Origin of the sequence: Vibrio sp. 1F169 (assembly GCF_041439605.1) — a bacterium.
Lineage (GTDB): Bacteria > Pseudomonadota > Gammaproteobacteria > Enterobacterales > Vibrionaceae > Vibrio > Vibrio tasmaniensis_A.
The window spans coordinates 25,443-43,959 of the sequence record NZ_JBGOOI010000037.1; the positions used below are offsets into that span (position 1 = coordinate 25,443).

13 protein-coding genes and 2 pseudogenes are annotated in these 18,517 nt (G+C 41.2%); 5 read left to right on the forward strand and 10 right to left on the reverse strand.

Annotation, left to right across the window (positions count from 1 at the left end; genetic code table 11):
• Nucleotides 1-128 precede the first annotated feature (128 nt).
• From ACED53_RS14570 to moeA, 4 genes are all read right to left on the reverse strand, one after another.
• On the reverse strand, nucleotides 129-869 hold the full coding sequence (locus tag ACED53_RS14570) for a hypothetical protein (RefSeq protein WP_371715268.1): 741 nt from the start codon (nucleotides 867-869) through the stop codon (nucleotides 129-131).
• A 10-nt stretch (nucleotides 870-879) separates the two neighbouring features.
• The gene (locus ACED53_RS14575) at nucleotides 880-3,015 is read right to left on the reverse strand and encodes an LruC domain-containing protein (RefSeq protein WP_017101709.1); all 2,136 of its coding nucleotides are present in this window, start codon (nucleotides 3,013-3,015) and stop codon (nucleotides 880-882) included.
• 255 nt (nucleotides 3,016-3,270) lie between these two features.
• Entirely contained in the window at nucleotides 3,271-4,020 is a 750-nt protein-coding gene (gene moeB, locus ACED53_RS14580; RefSeq protein WP_017101708.1) for a molybdopterin-synthase adenylyltransferase MoeB, read from the reverse strand.
• Nucleotides 4,021-4,032: 12 nt separating this feature from the next.
• Nucleotides 4,033-5,268: a molybdopterin molybdotransferase MoeA gene (moeA, locus tag ACED53_RS14585; RefSeq protein ID WP_012600434.1), complete on the reverse strand. Its 1,236-nt coding sequence runs from the start codon at nucleotides 5,266-5,268 to the stop codon at nucleotides 4,033-4,035.
• A gap of 216 nt (nucleotides 5,269-5,484) precedes the next feature.
• Between moeA and folE the strand changes: the two genes are divergently transcribed.
• Complete coding sequence (gene folE / locus ACED53_RS14590) at nucleotides 5,485-6,138, forward strand: GTP cyclohydrolase I FolE (protein WP_004731548.1); 654 nt, start codon at nucleotides 5,485-5,487, stop codon at nucleotides 6,136-6,138.
• Between the two features lie 65 nt (nucleotides 6,139-6,203).
• Here the strand turns inward: folE and ACED53_RS14595 are convergent, their stop codons facing one another.
• From ACED53_RS14595 to ACED53_RS14605, 3 genes are all read right to left on the reverse strand, one after another.
• Complete coding sequence (locus ACED53_RS14595; RefSeq protein ID WP_029225581.1) at nucleotides 6,204-7,676, reverse strand: C69 family dipeptidase; 1,473 nt, start codon at nucleotides 7,674-7,676, stop codon at nucleotides 6,204-6,206.
• A gap of 725 nt (nucleotides 7,677-8,401) precedes the next feature.
• Nucleotides 8,402-8,983: a hypothetical protein gene (locus ACED53_RS14600; protein ID WP_017101706.1), complete on the reverse strand. Its 582-nt coding sequence runs from the start codon at nucleotides 8,981-8,983 to the stop codon at nucleotides 8,402-8,404.
• Nucleotides 8,976-9,515, reverse strand: a complete 540-nt coding sequence (locus ACED53_RS14605; RefSeq protein WP_017101705.1) for a YaeQ family protein — start codon at nucleotides 9,513-9,515, stop codon at nucleotides 8,976-8,978. The genes ACED53_RS14600 and ACED53_RS14605 overlap by 8 nt, the downstream gene beginning before the upstream one ends.
• A gap of 546 nt (nucleotides 9,516-10,061) precedes the next feature.
• On the opposite strand from ACED53_RS14605, the pseudogene ACED53_RS14610 reads away from it, so the two are divergent.
• The 4 genes and pseudogenes from ACED53_RS14610 to ACED53_RS14625 all read left to right on the forward strand — a co-directional run.
• A pseudogene (locus tag ACED53_RS14610) lies at nucleotides 10,062-10,553 on the forward strand (helix-turn-helix transcriptional regulator); the annotation flags it as partial.
• A gap of 227 nt (nucleotides 10,554-10,780) precedes the next feature.
• Entirely contained in the window at nucleotides 10,781-12,865 is a 2,085-nt protein-coding gene (locus ACED53_RS14615) for a hypothetical protein (protein ID WP_017100125.1), read from the forward strand.
• A gap of 218 nt (nucleotides 12,866-13,083) precedes the next feature.
• Complete coding sequence (locus ACED53_RS14620; protein WP_017100124.1) at nucleotides 13,084-13,914, forward strand: hypothetical protein; 831 nt, start codon at nucleotides 13,084-13,086, stop codon at nucleotides 13,912-13,914.
• A 109-nt stretch (nucleotides 13,915-14,023) separates the two neighbouring features.
• Nucleotides 14,024-15,454 (forward strand): hypothetical protein, encoded by a 1,431-nt coding sequence (locus ACED53_RS14625; protein ID WP_017100123.1) that lies wholly within the window; start codon nucleotides 14,024-14,026, stop codon nucleotides 15,452-15,454.
• A 200-nt stretch (nucleotides 15,455-15,654) separates the two neighbouring features.
• Here the strand turns inward: ACED53_RS14625 and ACED53_RS14630 are convergent.
• The 3 genes and pseudogenes from ACED53_RS14630 to ACED53_RS14640 all read right to left on the reverse strand — a co-directional run.
• Nucleotides 15,655-16,272, reverse strand: a pseudogene (locus ACED53_RS14630) (site-specific integrase); the annotation flags it as partial.
• 85 nt (nucleotides 16,273-16,357) lie between these two features.
• Nucleotides 16,358-16,567, reverse strand: coding sequence for a cold-shock protein (locus ACED53_RS14635; protein ID WP_004731543.1), 210 nt, complete (start codon nucleotides 16,565-16,567; stop codon nucleotides 16,358-16,360).
• 420 nt (nucleotides 16,568-16,987) lie between these two features.
• Entirely contained in the window at nucleotides 16,988-18,100 is a 1,113-nt protein-coding gene (locus tag ACED53_RS14640) for a PQQ-dependent sugar dehydrogenase (RefSeq protein ID WP_017101704.1), read from the reverse strand.
• Between the last annotated feature and the right edge of the window lie 417 nt (nucleotides 18,101-18,517).

Consider the following 18,517-nt stretch of genomic DNA (forward strand, 5'->3'; position numbering starts at 1 on the left):
GTGAGCCTCATTGCTCACCTTTATGCATTGTTATTCGACTTTCGACTTTCGACTTCGAGACTGCTGTCTAACTCCAACTAAATTTAGCTATTGTTAAACTGAACTCAGCGCTTTTCATTCCTTTAAGTTTACCAAGTGATTTGTGATCCGTCACTTGCAACGACTTGTTGCAGCGGCGCTTGACCATCATAAAACCAGATCTCAATTAACAGAATATCTTCGCTTAGCGGCGCCGAAAAGTTGGACGTAAATGTACCGTTGTCTAAAGGGCCTCCAATGACCTTACTTGAATAATCAGGCTTGTAAGTTAAGTCTGTCCTTGTGGTAAATCGACTATATACGGATACGAACGAACGATCGGTTGAGATGTGGCTGATATCAATATTGAGGTCGAATTGATCTACAGAGTTATAATCGAAACCATCAGGTATTACGAGCTCATCCATTTTGTACGCTTGCGGGCCGTTGGAGATAACCGCATTAACTGGTGTCGGTGCCGGATTTATAGCGACGGTGGCTGGTGATGAGACCACTGATGGTGATGTAACTGGCGCTGACGCCACTGGTGTTGACGTCGCTGGTGTTGACGTCGCTGGTGTTGACGTCGCTGGTGTTGACGTCGCTGGTGTTGACGTCACTGGTGTTGACGTCACTGGTGTTGAAGGCGATGGGTTAGGAGTTGATGCTCCTCCATCGCCGCCTCCGCCACCACACCCTACCAACGTTAGTGATGCGATTAGTAATGGAATACGTATTGACTGCGACTGAGCCGTATTTTTCTTAAGTGCAGCATTCGACAGACTAGATAAGATAGCATTGTTAAAGTTCCGGCGACCGTTTGTTACTGTCTGTTTAATTGGCATATTCATAATCATTCTCCTAAGGCAAGTAACATTGGTCAGCGGCAGGTGTTTGGAACCAATCGGTGGATTGAGTACCGCCGGATTCAGCAAAGTTCGCAAAGTTTGGATAGGCGGTGACGATATCTACATATTCCAGTGGCCATTGCCATTCCGTGTCTGAAGTAATCAGCAGTGCCCACGGGTGGTTGTCTGCAGTTTTGAAATATTTGCCTGTTGATGGATTGCTGTCATCAACGCCTAGTCCTGCTTCAAAGAGATTAGCGGTATCAAACGCCTCGGTTGGAGCTTGGTCTGGCAAGTGCACCTCCCAGCTGCGCCCTGGATGTAGAGGTAGGTTTTCACCATGATAATACCCAGGCGTCGCGAAAATAAATGGGTCGTAAGGCATGTCAGTCCAACTGCCAGTACTCACTCCATCGCCAGCTAAAGTAATCCCGATTTGGAAAGCGAATTGCTCATCTTCTTTACAAGAGCTGATGGTGCGGTAGAAGGTACAACTAGTACTGATTTTCTCTGTAAGGTCGTTAGCAATAACAAAGATTGCCTCGCTACGTCCTTGCTCCAAGTCTAAATCAGTGAACACACCATTGTGCTTCATGTAAGAGCTTCCGCTACTCACTAAGCTTGGGTCTAGATTAGGAAGTCGAACCGCAAAACCATTTCTGTACGAAGCACCTACTGCAGCAAGACGTCCATCGATGGTTGATTTAACGACTTTTCCATCTTTAAGGATCTCGGTAATGCGATACATAATCACAGCATCATTCATGTCGTAATCAGCTTTATAAGGCCAGTTATCTTCATACGCCAAGGTTGCGTAACCAGAAGCACTTGGGAAGTAACGGGCTGTAGCGCCGTCGTTAAGAACATCAACTTGAATATCAACTACCTCACCAGATGTCGAACCACCAAAGTAGCTCAGGTTGGTTTGTTGGCTGAATCTGAAGCGAGCCCAAGTAGTCCCCGTTAGTGCGTTGATATCGACATTTAGGAACAGATCGTTTTCACCAGCATCCAGTTGGTAGTCGGTAAATACTTGCTCGTTAGCACCATCGAAGCTGCCATCTTGGTTCCAGTCAATCCACGCCGAAAGGTAACCGGTTGTTGAAGCTTCAATCACCACTTTTGAATCAAGCCCGGCTTCAAGCGCCGTAACAAAACCGATACCACCGTTTGCCCACTCGTCATCAATGCCAACACTTTCATCCGATTGTGGAGTTACGTAGCCATCAAGGTCGGCATCGGGTGCATCAGTGCCTAACCAAGTCACACCATCAAGTTCATGTCGAGGACCATTGCTGGCGAGTAGGGTTAGGTAGCTGTCTGGCGCATCACCAAAGTCGATGTTGGAATCTTCATCCACAACTGGCGCATTCGCACAACGAGCGCCATCATTTTGATTAGAAGAAGGCCCATTCGATACAAATTCAACGGCTGGAACAATTCCTGCTGCGATATTGCTCGCGTTGTCTGGAGACAGATTGATACGGTAGATTTTCCCGTCTTGATTTCGAGATACGTAGTAATAGCCGTTTACATCAAAATAACCCGCTCCGAATGTACCTAACTCACCAGTATCACCGATGTAAGTTTCGGCACCGGTTGTAGGATTGAAGCTGTATAAGCCTCCGGAGTTATTATCGATACCATATAAAGAACCATCACTTGGGTGGAAAGCGAAATCAGTCAGTTTTACGGTTGCCGGGCTACCAGCTACTTTGTTAACTGTAACAGTCGCGTTTGGGTCGGCGTCTAACGGCGATAGATCAACGGTGAACAAGCCTTTTCCTGTACGGTAAAGGTAATACACATGGTCATAGACATCGCCGACATAGAAAGTGTGATCGGTTGGTAATCCACTGGTATTGATCACTTCTGCTTGGAAATCCTGTCCAAGGCGCACCAAGCGTTTGTTGGTAGTGTCATAGCCATAAATATATCTGTCTTGAAAGTCGAAACCAACACCATTGATATTGGCGTTCATGCCCGTATCGTCTTCTAACAGGGTGGTTGAGCCTGTCACTAGGTTCACGCCCCAAACTTGTACGGGTGTCGATTGGAATAGGTAAGCCTGGCTCGGACAGGTATCGAATGGCGCTGCGTTGGCGACCAAAGGCGCACTTAATAGCAAACTTAACGTTGTAATTCTCATATCTACATCCTTGTCATAGAAGGTCTAGATACTTTTACAAGTTACGTGCCAATTTTAAGTTGTTGATTTTTATTGTTTATATTCTAAATTGCTGAGATGTGCAATATATTCTCAAAATGAGAATTCAAATGAAACTAATCTTTTATAGATCATTTCAAATTGATAAATCGATTTGAGAAGCTGATGTTGAGACCTAAAAAAGCCCTGACTTTTAGTCAAGGCTTAGGTTGTCGATTAGAGGGGGATATGCTTAGTCTACCCGCACACCGAGCAATTAGGCATCTTCATTAAATTCATTTCACGCCAGCTGTGAGACATGGCATCGAGAATTAAAAGTTTGCCTTGCTTTGGTTGTCCAAACTGAGCAATAACCTTGATAGCTTCCAAAGCTTGAGCTGCGCCCACCATGCCAACTACCGGTGCCATCACACCCGCTTCAACACAGCTTAGTGCAGCGTTGCCGAATAGAGCACTCAAGCATTGATAACACGGTGCGTCAGTATCTTGATAAGTGAATACGCTGATCTGGCCTTCCATACGAATAGCAGCACCAGAAACTAATGGTGTTTTCGATGCGTAGCACAAGCGGTTCAACTGATTACGTGTTTCTACGTTGTCACTTGCGTCGAGAATAAGCGAGTGAGTTTCAATCAACTTGCCAAGAGCTTGGTCATCAAGCCTGTGGTCGACAGTTTCAATTGTCAGATGAGGGTTCAATACCTGCAGCGACTCAGCGGCAGAATTGACTTTCTTCTTACCAATGTCAGCATCGGTGTGAAGGACTTGTCGTTGCAAGTTAGAAAGCTCGACAATATCATCATCGATCAGTGTTAGCTTACCAATGCCCGCAGTCGCAAGGTATTGAGCGGAGGCACAACCTAAGCCTCCAGCCCCTAATACTAAGATTGAGCTCTGCTTTAGTGCTTCTTGGCCTTCAAAATCAAACTGCTTAAGAATGATTTGACGGTTGTAGCGAAGCATCTCTACGTCAGACAGTATTTCCATCAGTAAGCCTCGTTAGTAAAGCGTCGAGTTAAACAGTTGGATCTGAACCGTTTCACCGACTTCAACACGGCCGCGTTCGCGCTCTAGTACCACAAAGCAGTTTGCTAAACTCATTGAGCGGAAAGCGCCAGAGCTTTGGTTACCCGTTGTTTCTACCACAAATTGACCGTTTTCAATCGAGTAAATGCCACGCTGGTAATCAGTACGGCCTGGGCCTTTTTTGAATGCAGACTTGGTGATAGCAGGAATAGATTCCGGAGCTGTCCACGCTGTGTGACCAGCCAATTTAGCAAGCATAGGTTGAACCAAAACATACATGGTCATCATCGCCGATACTGGGTTACCCGGTAGGCCGCAGAACCACGCGTTATCCAACTCACCAAATGCGAACGGTTTACCGGGTTTGATAGCTAGCTTCCAAAAACCGATTTGCCCCAGTTCTTCAAGAATGTCTTTCGTGTAATCAGCTTCGCCAACGCTTACGCCGCCAGAAGTCACAACCACGTCTGCTATTTGCTGTGCTTTCTCGAACGTCTCTTTAAGCGTTGCAGTGCAATCTGGGATGATGCCTAGGTCTATAGCTTCACAACCAAACGCTTCAATTAGTGGTTTAATGCCGTAGCGGTTGCTGTCGTAGATCTGACCGTCTTCAAGAGGTTGACCTAGTGGCTTTAGCTCATCGCCGGTAGAAAAGAACGCGACTTTAGGCTTCTGTAACACTGTCACGTGGCTCACACCTAGCGAAGCAATCATTGGAATGTCACGAGGTGTTAAACGTTCACCGCGGCTAAGAACGATATCACCTTGTTTGATGTCATCACCAGTAGGGCGAATGTTATTGTTCAGCTTGATGTCGTCTTGTTGAATCTCAATACCAGCCTCAGTTTCGGCCGTATTTTCTTGCATGATTACGGCGTCACAACCCTCAGGGATCTTTGCGCCAGTCATAATGCGAATACAGGTGTTGCTTGGCCATTCACCTTCGAACGGTTGGCCTGCAAAAGATTTGCCTGCTAATGGTAGTACTTTACCGTTCTCTAGGTCTGCTAAGCGCAGTGCATAGCCATCCATTGCTGAGTTATCAAAAGGAGGTACGAAAATAGGGGAAAGAATATCTTCAGCAAGGACATAACCTAATGCTTCAGCAAGAGGTAGAGATAAAGTCGTTTGGATTGGTTTGATTGGTGATAGCAGCTTATCTAGTGCTTCTTCAATTGGCATTAAGCCCGGAGCGTCGCAACAGCCCATAATTGAAATCCTTTGGTCGTTATTATTTTGATTTAGTGGTTGGCAATAGTGGCTCCATAATTATCAAATCACAGATGTTCGCCAACGAAATTGCAGCCACTTTAGCATAGTTTAAGCCCCGTAAATAATGACCTCCCTTAAAATATGGGTGTATTTAATCAAAATTCCGAGTATCCTTGTTTGCCATCCAGAAGGGGTATTAAAAGAGGAAGTTCAATGTCAGGTCTTAGCGAATCAGCGAAGTTGGTTAAAGATGCGCTAGCAAGCCGCGGATTAGAGACACCAATGCGTCCTAACCAGGTTAGCCGAGAAGAGAAAAAGGAACGAATCGAACACCATATGCGTGAGATTCTAACTCTCCTTGAACTTGATCTTGCAGATGACAGTCTGGAAGAAACGCCGCAACGTATTGCAAAAATGTATGTGGATGAGATTTTCTCTGGTTTGGATTACGCCAATTTCCCTAAAATCACCGTGATCGAAAACAAGATGGGTGTTCGTGAAATGGTTCGTGTAAAAGACATTACCGTCACCAGCACATGTGAGCATCACTTAGTCACCATTGATGGTAAAACCGCAGTCGCTTACATTCCTCAAGGTAAGATCATTGGTCTTTCGAAGATCAACCGAATCGTTCGTTTCTTTGCTCAACGTCCTCAAGTTCAAGAACGTATGACGCAGCAAATCCTTGTAGCATTACAAACGCTGCTAGAAACGGATGATGTTGCTGTAACCATGGATGCGGTTCACTACTGCGTGAAATCTCGTGGTGTAATGGACGCAACCAGCGAAACAACAACAACAGCTCTGGGGGGTATTTTTAGATCAAACCCAGCAACGCGCCATGAGTTCTTACACGGCCTGCGTTAGAACTAAACCTATTCAGATAAAAAAACGGAGCATTATGCTCCGTTTTTATTGGTTGCTTCATAAGCCTACAGATTTACTATTTTCTTAAACTCTTCCTCTGAGTATTTCTTCTCTGTGCTTTTAGTCAAATCTGTAATCATTTTGTATCTAAGCTCAGTTGCCATATCTAAGGTACGCTTAAGCTGTCCGTATGAGTAGTCGGCAGCCATGTTCAGAGCCGCTTGTTTATCTACTTTATACATGTCTGTTAACGTTTTATCTAAGTGTGCGACCTGCTTGTATAGTTGAGTTTCTTCTTTGTCCCAAGTTGCTTTTAGTACTGGTAAATACTTATCTGGGTTTGTAGAAGCGAGGGCGGTTAGGCTACGGAACTGCCAATAAGCTGAATCATCACTGTAGTTATCATCGCCTACTTGGTACGCTTTTGGGTAATCTTGTAGGGTTGAGTATAACGGCACTAAAACAGATTCTGGTAACACGCCGAAGCTTTGCCAAATAATACCTTGAAGCTCTTCTGGCATCTCAGGGCGAAGCTGAATAATATGCGACTCTAGTTGACGCTCAACTCTAATTGGTCGTTTCGATTTTCCTTCCAAAACCGTGTCTTTATAAGTCGCGCTAAGTACCTCTGCCACATTTTCAACTGAGATTTTTGTATCAGGTTTCATAAACAAAGGGTATTGCGTCATGCGACTTTGTTGATGCAGCGAAGGTGTCAGTATTTTTTGGCCTAACCATTCACGATCGATATTATACTCATCACCAATAACCCCGAATGCTTTTGCAAAATTGAAAGATTTTTTATCTGCGTTATCAAGCAGTTTGTGTTGTTCTACAAACTCGAATATGTCTTTTGAATGCAGTACCTCTTTGTTTGCCAAGTTCACACCATGTACACGCAAGCCATTTGCAATCATGGCGTAACTGTCATCAGGCACTTTTACAGCAATCCAATGGTGACCTGAACCAATTTCAAATAACCACGCCTCATTGGTGTCTGCAATATAGAGACTGTTTCCTTCACCAGCACCATAGGTTTCGATGTAATGACCGAGTAACTCTACGGCTTGTTTTGCGTTTTCTGCCTGAGGAAGGATTAACGTAGGTATAATGGCTTCGATTACGCCATTGTCGATTAAAGGATCGACCTTGGCGACTTTGTCGTTTATTTCTGCGCTGGTTGTTGCTGAAATGGCAACGTTGTGTTCATTAATCCCACGTTCTTCATAGAATTTTCCGTCGCGATTAACGGTATCCGCATCCCAGTCTGGTATCGCAGAGTAAGCAAAGAAGTGCTTTGGCATCGGAACAATTAACCCGTTACCTAACTGCCAGTCACCTTCTTGGTTATCTTGCGCAGGTCGATACTTTAGGTATTTGTTCCAGTTGTTAATGCTAAAATCTTCATTACGAGCAATCATAATGCTACCGTCGTTCGACGCTTCTTTGCCAACAATAAGCCCAGTACAAGCTATCGCATTACTGCTTAGAGCGACAGCTACTGCAGTTGCAAGAAAGGATACAGACCATATTTTCATTTTAATTCTCCGCTTATAAAACAAGATAATTTAAAGTTAACGTTAGTTGTATTTGCAGGTTTTTTATTATCATTTTATAAAATTAAGTGTACTTATCATCACAAGAGATAATGCTTCTGCTCGTCACATAACTGATATTTCCATTTGAGAATAATTATCTGAAAAATATGCACTTTTTGAATAAATTGATAAGTTATAGTTGTAAAGTAACCTTGCCATATACGTAGCTTTAATTCGTCGTGTTATGAGAAGTATCATTATCACAACAAGACTTTGTTCGTTTCTAACGTATGGTTTTTGGGTTGCAATCGGATAAACAACAGTGCTGAAGCGCGGTATCTTGTGGGGGCTTTTTTGTGCTTGCAATGAAGTAAACTGCAATGACTGAGAATGTCGTCATTCTCTAAAGCGAGGAACGAGTGTAATAGGGAATCTGTTTGTCTGTGTAGTTTCTGACTTGGTATGAGATCCTCAACTCAGTCGTTCCTCCTTCTCGAGGATGACGGCGAGTGAGGTAAAATACGAGGGTGGGGGTTCAGAGTGTATTCTACGCCAGCCTCTGATCTTGCAGAATGGGCGACTTAGTCACTTTTGTCATTCCCTAAAGTGAGGAACGAGCGTAATAGGGAATCTGCATGTTCGATGGGGGTTGGTTGGACCGGAAATTAGATGCGCTCTACAGAATCTATAAAGCGCAAATTTGGGTACAGCGGCTGGTGGAATGCTTAAGAAAGATTAAATAAACGCTTAAAGTAATGAACAAAACCGGACGGCTTATTCTCAGCTTGATAGATATTCAAGCCATCATAAAAACTTGCCATGAACTCTACGCGAATCTCATCATCACTGCTTCTCGATATACGAGACAACAGCGTAGCGGCTACAGCAGCATGATCATTAGCAAGGCTGTAATCCATTCCTAGTCGTCCCTGAACGAACAACCACAAATGAGTGATTAACTTTAACTGCTGAGCGTTAGAGTTTTGAAACTTGTCGCTGTGCTCAGTGCCCACTGTAGTATCGAATACATTTTGCATTGCCTCATTCGCTTCTTTATTGCTTTCAAAGCGATAGCTTGCATCGACATGCACCTTGGTTAACAGGCCGAGCAACGTCTGACGTGCAGAGTTGTCCGGCTTGTTCTCGCAAGCGTGTCTAAACAGAGCATGGTTTTCATCAATAAATGACTTTAACTCTTTTTCATAGCCAGTCGTCAGCGCTTTGACTGAATCGAGACCTGCGAGCTGCAAACACGCTTCGAGCTTAGTTTGGCGCTGAGGTTCTGTCTGAGTTTGGATCTCAGTCATTACTCTGTAGCTCTTCCCACGTTACTTCTGCAGATTGCGTGTCGCTGTTTACGAACGCAGAGTTACCCGACAGCATTACTGAAAGGTCCATAGTACGTTGTGTCATCGCTGCTAGCTGCTCAATACCATCGTTGTCTAGACGAACGATCTGAGCTTTCAGGTAACCAAATTTACCTTTGTTCTGCTCCCACCAAACGTTCGACTTAGTGTTGAAGCTGAACACGCTCACAGACTTAGATAAGCGAGTCGCCTTCTTAACGCGTTCTGGATCGGGTTCGCCAACATCAATCCACTCTAAGATTTGGTCATCTAACGACTTCTGCCATAAATCGGGTTCTTCAATGCTAGACAACCCTTTAGTGAACTCAAGTTCAGGAGATGCATTGATACAGAAAGCAATGATACGAGCCATCATGCGCTGTTCTGTTTCAGAAGGGTGTTGTGCAACCGTTAGATTAAAAGAGTCGTAATAGTCGCGATTCATATCGGTTAAAGAGATGCGAAACTTAAAGATTGTTGGTTTGAGAGCCATTGATAGGGTGTCTTAGATAGAAATAGTGGGGGGATGTTACCTTAAATCTCTGAATAGCGGGTAAAAAAATAGCCAGCAGAGGCTGGCTATTTTTAGAAAGATGTTTACCACTCTGTTCGCTTCTGTTTTTTACGAATCGAAACAGTGTTCAGTGTGCTTTTAGCGGCATTTATTCTGGCTGTGATTGCTGTGAGCTTAATTCTCAAATATTGCTTAGAGAGCTAAAATATTGAAAATTAAATGCAGCGTCTAACACATGTCTAATATTCAAAGGCTTAGCATCATATCCACCACAGTAATGGCGTGTTATAGTTCTTAGCGGTTTGCAGTTTATCGCAGGTAGTCATATACAATACCGATCTTAAACTGCGGCTATAGTTTGTTATGCGATGACTTCGTTACTAGGGTAATACGCTTTAATGTGCGCTTTAGTCTCTTTAAGGAGACTGGGTTGTGAGTTTGTGGAGACAGGCTATTGCTAAGTCCATTTTCTGTTGGAATGATAAAACCATGAGAAACAATTGGTTAAGTAAATCTCATCACATCACCGATGACAATGTCACAGAAATTTCGAATGTTAAGTCTGTGAAAGCCACTTCTCAAATAGGCGATATGTGCGCTGTGCCCGTGTACAACGTTTATGCATCTTGTGGGTTTGGTGCTCAAAACGATACCGAGTACCAACTTAGAACTGAATTCCTACCTTGCTTATGGTTAAAACGTTTCGGCCTGACAGAAGAAGATGCTCGTATCATCATTTGCCACGGTGACTCAATGGAAGATACTTTGAGCGACGGCGATGAAGTATTAGTCGATACCCGAGAACTCGATCACCCCGTAAAGCACGGCGTTTATGTTGTTCGCATTGGTAAGCACGTTTACATAAAACGCCTGAAGTACGACATCATGGCCGAGGGCTATAACGTCATCTCAGACAACAAAGAAGAATATGATTCGTTTATCGTGAATGAGGAGAAACTCGACGAGTTCGCGGTAATCGGGAAAGTTGTTACCACCGTCATGAAGGCGGTGATTTAGAAAAGCGAAGGCGACCTCAGGGTCGCCTTTTTTATTGTTGAAATTGATAATAGTGAATATCACAACGTTGGCTTGCAATGATTCAGATAGTTATTTTTCAGATACCTATCTGAAGCTCGCTAATGGCGTTCAAGTTGTCAATTCTTATAGTATTGCTGGTAGTTAACCTCGTTAGATATTTCGGGGATAAATTCCACCAAAATACTCTTGGAAAGTGAGATTACTAAATGAAAGGTTTGACCAAAGATTTTTATCAGTTGTTCCTAGAAGCCAAAGGCAGTTTCGTTGAATCAGAAGTAATCAAAGAGTTCGATGGTGATATATCGGGCCATAAAGATATATACGAAAAAATATCATTACTGCTTCAAGATCCCTCAGGTATAGGGATAGACTCCTTGCCAATAAGAAAGCAACTAATTATTGAAGCTAAGTTAACTCCCGAACTCGCCGAAAGCATTAACCAATCACTTGACTCGTTCATGGCCATAAGAGAAGCCACAAGAGATAAAGTCACGAAGTTCAGCAATCAAACAGCATGGATAAAAGCTATACACTTTTCGTTTATTTATTTCTTACATAGAAAAGTGCCCGTTAACTTTGGCTATCCTGACGAGTACGATTTTATCGCGAATTCATTAAGTTATCTAAAAATGAAGGGATTCAATATAGAATGCAAAGACGGATTGATAAGGTCAGATGATTCTGAGTTTGTTCGCCTTTCTCAAGCTATTGATATCAGAGCAAAAAAACTTGGAAAGGTCGGCTTTAGAGCCGTTACATTAGTATTAAATAACCATTTTTCAAAAGATGAACAACGATTCTTTTTTTATAGAGAAAGACCAACATTACCTAAAGCACAGAAGCCTCATCCACCTCATGGATATATATATAATTTGGTTTGTAAGTACATAGATTTACCTTGTAAACTGAAAAAAAATCAACAAGCTAAATTACTCAATGAAATTCAGGAATTATCAACTCATTTAGCCACTATTCTCGATATAGATAAAATGTCTCCTTGGTCGAGCATAAATACAAGCTCTGAAAACATTTTAGAGAAGCTTCAAGAGTGGGTGTTATATCCAGAAATTTTTTATATCCCTCAAATATCACCTATTCATGGTAAGGATATTTTTCCGAGACTTTTTGAATTAATTGATAACAATACTACTGACACATTGTCTGAAATTGGTAAAGCGTCGAAAGTAATGAGTCGAATAGAAGACGCAATACTCAAAGGTGGTTATATATGTGGAGATTTTGAAGAAAAAGACATTTATCGATTATGTGCTGATATCGACTCGCCTGAAAACATTAAAAGAATCGTCGAATCCTTATCAAAGCCATCATGTGAAATCAATAAACGCTATATAACACCTCTTCATGCTGTAAAGTCAAACCTTAGAGAGTTTCCATTTATCAGAACAAAAACTGGCTATGTAGTAGCTAACATAGCTACCTATAATGTTGCAAAATATTGGGCTTTATTAAGAATTGCAGAGAAACATAATTCAAAAGCTGAACAAAGACTCGGGTATGCATTAGAGGATTTTGTTAAAGAGAGTTTTGACAACGCAACCATTATGTATCATCACAGTTTTAAATTTCTATCTCCAGACTATATTAAACAAATAGCCAAGACGAACAGAGATAATGGAGAATGTGATTTCATCATCGAGTCCAAAGATTATATCTACCTAATTGAGGTGAAAAAGAAAGGTTTAACGAAAGAATCTCAAGCAGGAAGCAGTCTTCACATGCTTTTCGATGCGTCATTAAGCTTCTTCAAATCAATAAATCAATTAACTGTTGCTGAATTGATACTGCTTAACGATGGTGAAATTTGCAATTCTGAGAATGGCGAGAAAATAGAATTAAAAGATAGAGCGATCTATAAATTGGTCATTTCACTTGAAGATATGGCGTCTCTACAATGTGACAATATAAAAAACGCTCTCTTGCAAAGCCTCTATGGCACACAAATTAATGTACCAGATAGCACTTACAGCAATATCACGAATAAAATAAATAAGACGCTTGAAGAATTTACGTTTTTACACGAAGAATTGATAACTAAAGGAGAACGATATCAACATGTACCTTTTCATTGTATTTCTTACTTAAGTACTCCTCAATTGCTAACCCTTTTAGACGATGTGAACAGTAATGATGATTTTAGTAACCATATAAAACGCTCAAACACTATAGTTTATAGTCTTATGGATTGGTACGCATCTTATAAAGCGTCTAAGAGAAACAAACTAATAAAAGAGAATCAAGAATTTTTTAAAAACAAGGTCCTTATCAACTGAATATATCAATTAATATGTTATGTACTAATTGACCAGTTCATTTATCGCAACGGTTTAGATTAGCCATCTCTAAACCGTTTGGATCCTTTATTAATTCTGGGAGATTGAGCTCTAACTTCACGAAAATACCATTAGACTTATTTTTTGTAATACTAGTAATATCTTGATAGAAGCAAGACAGCTTCACCAGAATCCATCGATTAGCAATAGAGATTAGAATGTTAGAAAAAAATAAAGGATTGATTGTCGGCATTGTTGTTATTACTTACTTGATAATAATGATAACTCTACACCGTTATCCTGATATGAGCTTCGCTGATTTAGCTAGCATTTTTGCAATGCTAACTTCAACAGCAGCCGTTGCGTTCACTGTTCTTTCTGCGAGTAATCAGAAAAAACAATGGCTTAACGACAGCTTTTTAAAGTATGAAGCTGAACAACTACTTACTTTTCGTAAGATGTTAGTTGAAGCTGAACAGTCAATAAATTTTTTTCTCAACACATATCTGCGACCTGATATGAAGTATGGGGAAACATCACCAAAACAAGACCCTCAGATAAAGTATTTAGAATTGTCGAATCACTTCAACCAACTGGTAGAACTGAATGACTACTATAATATGAATCAACATATTTTTCGAAAGCATGGCTTAGAGCGAAAGCTTGAGTGTGTCGCCTTGTTGTTGGAATCTGCTAGATACGTTCCTAGACGAGATATCAAGTACCAATTTATTGGACAAGAAAAGGCGATTTGGACTTATAGGGTTGAAACAGAAGTCCTTGAAAAGATTTTTAATTTTAACTTTTTAGCACATAGTCATTTTGACGTTAGTCCTAATAAACCTGAATCAATCGATGAAATGAATGCCTACTTGAAAAAAGACCGCTTTGAGGAACTAGAAAGGTTGCGAGATCTTACGGGACAATCTTTGTTCTCATTGGTGTTTGACATCAACAAACTTACCACTTTTTCAGATAACGTTTTATCACCCTCATTCAATAGTAATAGAAAAAGGTTTTTTGCTAAAAAGAACAATAACGATAGCTAAGTTGATTAAGCGCGGAACCTTTCTGTCCAACGTTTATCTTTTTACTTATGGAATTTAGGCGATGACGCGGATCGCACTTTAACTTGGCGTTTAATTATCCGGAGATATTATGACTAATCAATATATAAATTTATTAGATACAGGCGCGGAATTTTCGTGCCAATACGATTGTTATGGGGAAGTGTCAAATTATTTAATCAATACCGATAATAGACATACTTGTATACCGAAAGGTAACAGTAATTTTAATGATATTACTGAATACATTATAGATAATAAGTTAAAAATTGAGCCGAAGCTAGAATGGGTACAGCTTGTAACAAATACCGACGGTGAACTACTCCACTACAAAACAAATATAGGTATGTTTACAGATGAACATGAAAATCCAATTTCAATGCAAATTAGAGATTTAATAGAAAGAGAATTAATTAAGATTATAAAAACAGAAAATGAACCATGGGTGAAAAGTATTGAATTTTCAGTTTTTTTACCAAGAAATCATCAACTAAAAGACTCTAATTATAAGGCTACAGAGAGTTGTGCGATTGATAGTTCAGTGCTTGATCTTGATTTCGATATTAAAGCACGGTTAATCCAATCAATAGAAGATAATTACTTTAGTGAAAACACCCATATGCAAGAGAGCTTAGATTATACCAAAGGTGTAGTCTTTAAATTCGAAGCAAACCTGAAAAATATAAAAAAAATCTTTAACTGGTCACTTAATGCTATAGAGCATGAAAAACCCTCATTGGATGCTTCAATGTCACGAGAACTTGCTTTAAGCAAGAGGAGTAGATCTAGTGGTCCAAGAACTCAGTGGTATTTTGATTGGTTAACATTGCAGGATTATATATGGGTTCCGATCCTTCACTACAGTAATCGAGTTATTGGCATGATCAATATGCAAGCTCATAGAAAAGATATTCCTTTAATGTCTAGAGATCGTATAGGTGATATGTGTTGTATGAAAATTAGATACTCAGATGGTACCGAGAGTTTGCAACCAATTTCTAAATTGGATGATTCGCAAATATCTATATTTCCAAGCGAATTGAATTGGGACTACCAACCAGTAGATGTTGCATTTAACAGGATTAGATTTCTATTTAACCAAGGCCTTTACCTCGAATCTCTGATAGTAACACAGGCTATTTTAGAGTCTATAGTCGGCGGAATGTTCGATGTCCAAGTCGTTCGAGACACGTTTGAACGTGAAGAGCTTAGATGGGAGCAAAAATATAAATATTTGAGATCTTTTATTGGCTCTGATCTTACTCCTGAATCCCATCTCAAAAAATTACTCGATGATGGGTTAAGGGAAATATATGATTATCGAAACTCTTGCGCACATGATTTCCTTGAGCATCTACCATCGTATGATTTTGATATTGATACGTATAAACATATACAGAAGTTAGTTAAACCATTCATCGAACACCACGAAAGGTCGATCTTTATAAGGGATGTTGCATTTATGTACCAAAAAAGAAACGACTTTCTTACTTATCTTGCGACTCAAAAGAAGGAGGAATAGTTTCACAAACGTTTAAAGGTCAAAATACCTTATCTAATCTCACAGAAACGGTTTAGTAACAGCAACCTAAATCGTTTTTGTCCAAGACTTCGATAGGTTAAATAGCTTTTGTTCACCATCGAGAAGGCGTTCTATTTGTGAGCACAAACAGATCCCTTCGAGTCAATATTTTTATATTCACTACAAACCACTAATCGCTTTTATATTTTACGGTCATGCAATTTATGCGGAAACAGCTGGGTATAAACCTGCCACAAGGTATTTAGGTTCCTATGACCAGTTACTTGAGCAACCTCCTCAATGGTAAAGCCTTTTTCGAACAAGCGGCTTGCACGTTCACGGCGTAGGTCATGATAGCGTAGGTTATCAATCCCAACCTTTTGACACACTTCAACAAAGCCTCGACCAACTGAGCGTGGGTTGTAAGGAAAAATTAATTCTCCATTACGCTCTTGCTTCATCACAATATCAAACGCTTCACCAAGTAGAGGAACGACCATGTGGTTGCCTTCTTTCTTACGTGGGTCTTTTCGGTCACGTACGATCACTGTTCTAAGTTCTTCGTTTAAGTCTTCCCAGCGAATACCACAGACTTCGCTGACTCTCATACAGCTCAGGATGCTGAAGTCTAGAAGCACGGAGTAGGGGATTTTGTTTTCTCTGCGTTGCTCACGTTCTTCTAGTGCTTCTTTTAACAGGTCTATTTCATCGGTTGTAGGGCGTCTTGTTCGTTTCTCTGATTTACCGATGAGCTTCATCTCATACAGAATGGGTGTTGCTTCTAAGAATGTGTTCACGTTCGCGAAAACGTTGAATAGAACTAACTACCTTAAATCTTTGAATAGCGGGTAAAAAAATAGCCAGCAGAGGCTGGCTATTTTTAGAAAGCTTTAAAATACTAAATTAAAGTACTTTGATGCTGTCAGCTTGTGGGCCTTTTTGACCTTGAGATACAGTGAACTCAACTTGTTGGCCTTCAGCAAGAGTTTTGAAACCGTCGCCTGTGATTGCAGAGAAGTGTGCAAATACGTCTGGGCCGTTTTCTTGCTCGATGAAGCCGAAGCCTTTAGTTTCGTTGAACCATTTTACTTTACCAGTAACTGTGTTAGACATGATGATATCCTAAAATTAAATTTTTATTTTGAGCCAATTGTGGCACTGATAGCGCGGAAAAGTTTATTGCTATTGCGTACAACACAACGGGGTTACTAGTAATCCAACGAAATGTTTATATACAAAGAACTTTCTTTCTAGCCGAGATGAAGTCTAAATCAAATTAGGGGATAGTCAATCGAATCCATAGTGGAAGGTTGCAGAAACTTGGGGGTAGTCAAACTTTGCATTCCTTAAATATCATGGAGTTACAGTTGTATGGTGATTTGTTGTAGTTTTTGTGAAAAAGGTGGTCGAAATTGATGACGAATTTGGAGTAATTGCACTGTTTTGGCACATTTATTTTCCAAATTATTAAGCCGCTAATTGGTGCCTGGCCTCAATTTTAACGGCTTATATTTATAAATCTCACGGTAAGCATCATGTGTCTATTGGAGCGAGCTTTTGACTACTTTTCAAGCGATACAGGTTGCCATTATCGGTACTGAAAAAGATGTCGCCGCTTGGTGAAGTTTCAATGTCTCTTATCCTCTCGCCTAAATCTTCTAAAATACGTTCCTCTTTAATTGTTTCACCTTGTCCATTGACTGTCACAATATTGATGTGGGTAAGTTTAAGCGCGCCGGCCAGCAGCTTTCCTTTCAACTCTGGGTATTTGTCACCTTGGTAAACAATCAAGCTGCCCGGAGCGATTGAAGGGACATAGACTTTTTTCGGCGCTTCAATGCCATCCTTAGTTTCAGACTCGCCTACGCTAATTGGGCCCCAATACTCTTTTCCGTGTGATGTGACAGGCCACCCGTAGTTGGCACCTGCTTTTATTAAGTTGATTTCGTCACCGCCTCGCGGACCATGTTCAATCGACCACAGCTTCTGGGTCGGGAAGTCGTAATACAAGCCTTGTGGGTTACGATGGCCATAGCTCCAAATCTCATTGAGCACCTTGCTGTTATCCGAGAATGGGTTATCGCTTGGTGTGCTTCCATCAGCATCCAATCGTAATATTGATCCGGCGTGAGTCATGGTGTCTTGGCCGTTGTCTCGATCACCACGGTCGCCGATTGAAAAATACAGGTGGCTATCATCAAAGGTGATACGGCTACCAAAGTGACGTCCGGTGTTCGTTCTGGATTTAGATACAAACACGTCTGTCCAATTGGTAACTTCATTATTGCTGTAATTAGCAGAAGCCAGTGTCGTTACGCCTTCACCATCGACGTCTTTACTGTAAGTGACGTAGAACTTTTCGTTTTCAAAAGGGGAGAGCGCGATATCCAACAGACCACCTTGGCCTTTCGCCCAAACATTGGGCAGCCTGAACAGTGTGCTTTGCTCACCCGTCTTTAAATTAACGTGTTTAATGACGCCTGCTTTTTCTGTGAGAAGCATAGTACTGTCATCGACATAAGCGAGCCCCCATGGAATCTCGAGTCCGTTGGTGATCTTCTCTACTTGCCATGCAAAAGCAGAGGATATTGGACTCGATGCGATGAGTGCCAAAGCACAGGAAATAAGACAATGATGATTGTTCATGGGAGTCCTTTGTTTTCATGACGTGGTATTAGTTTAGCTTGTGGTCGACAGGTGCAAAGGTTGGGTTACTGAAAAGTGACTATTCATTTATTTAGTTCAACCAGTGTTGTATGAGTAAGCAAGCTCACGTATGTTTAGCCTGCCATTCTCTATTCGATTCCTTCGGAGCATAATGAATACTACCCTTGCAACATCTTCGCTGTTTTCTCTGTCTGTATGTTGTCAGGTTGATACTCAAGCTATCTATTCTCAAACCACCCGATCTCAAAACAGCTGTTATATTGGATACTTTACATCATGAGTCGTCGATTTGACTTTAAATCGATCCTACTTGCGTGTTTGGTCATCAGCATCGGCCAACTTGATGTATGGAATCCACTCCCTCTCTGCCAGTCTACACTTAGCAGAGTGCCATTA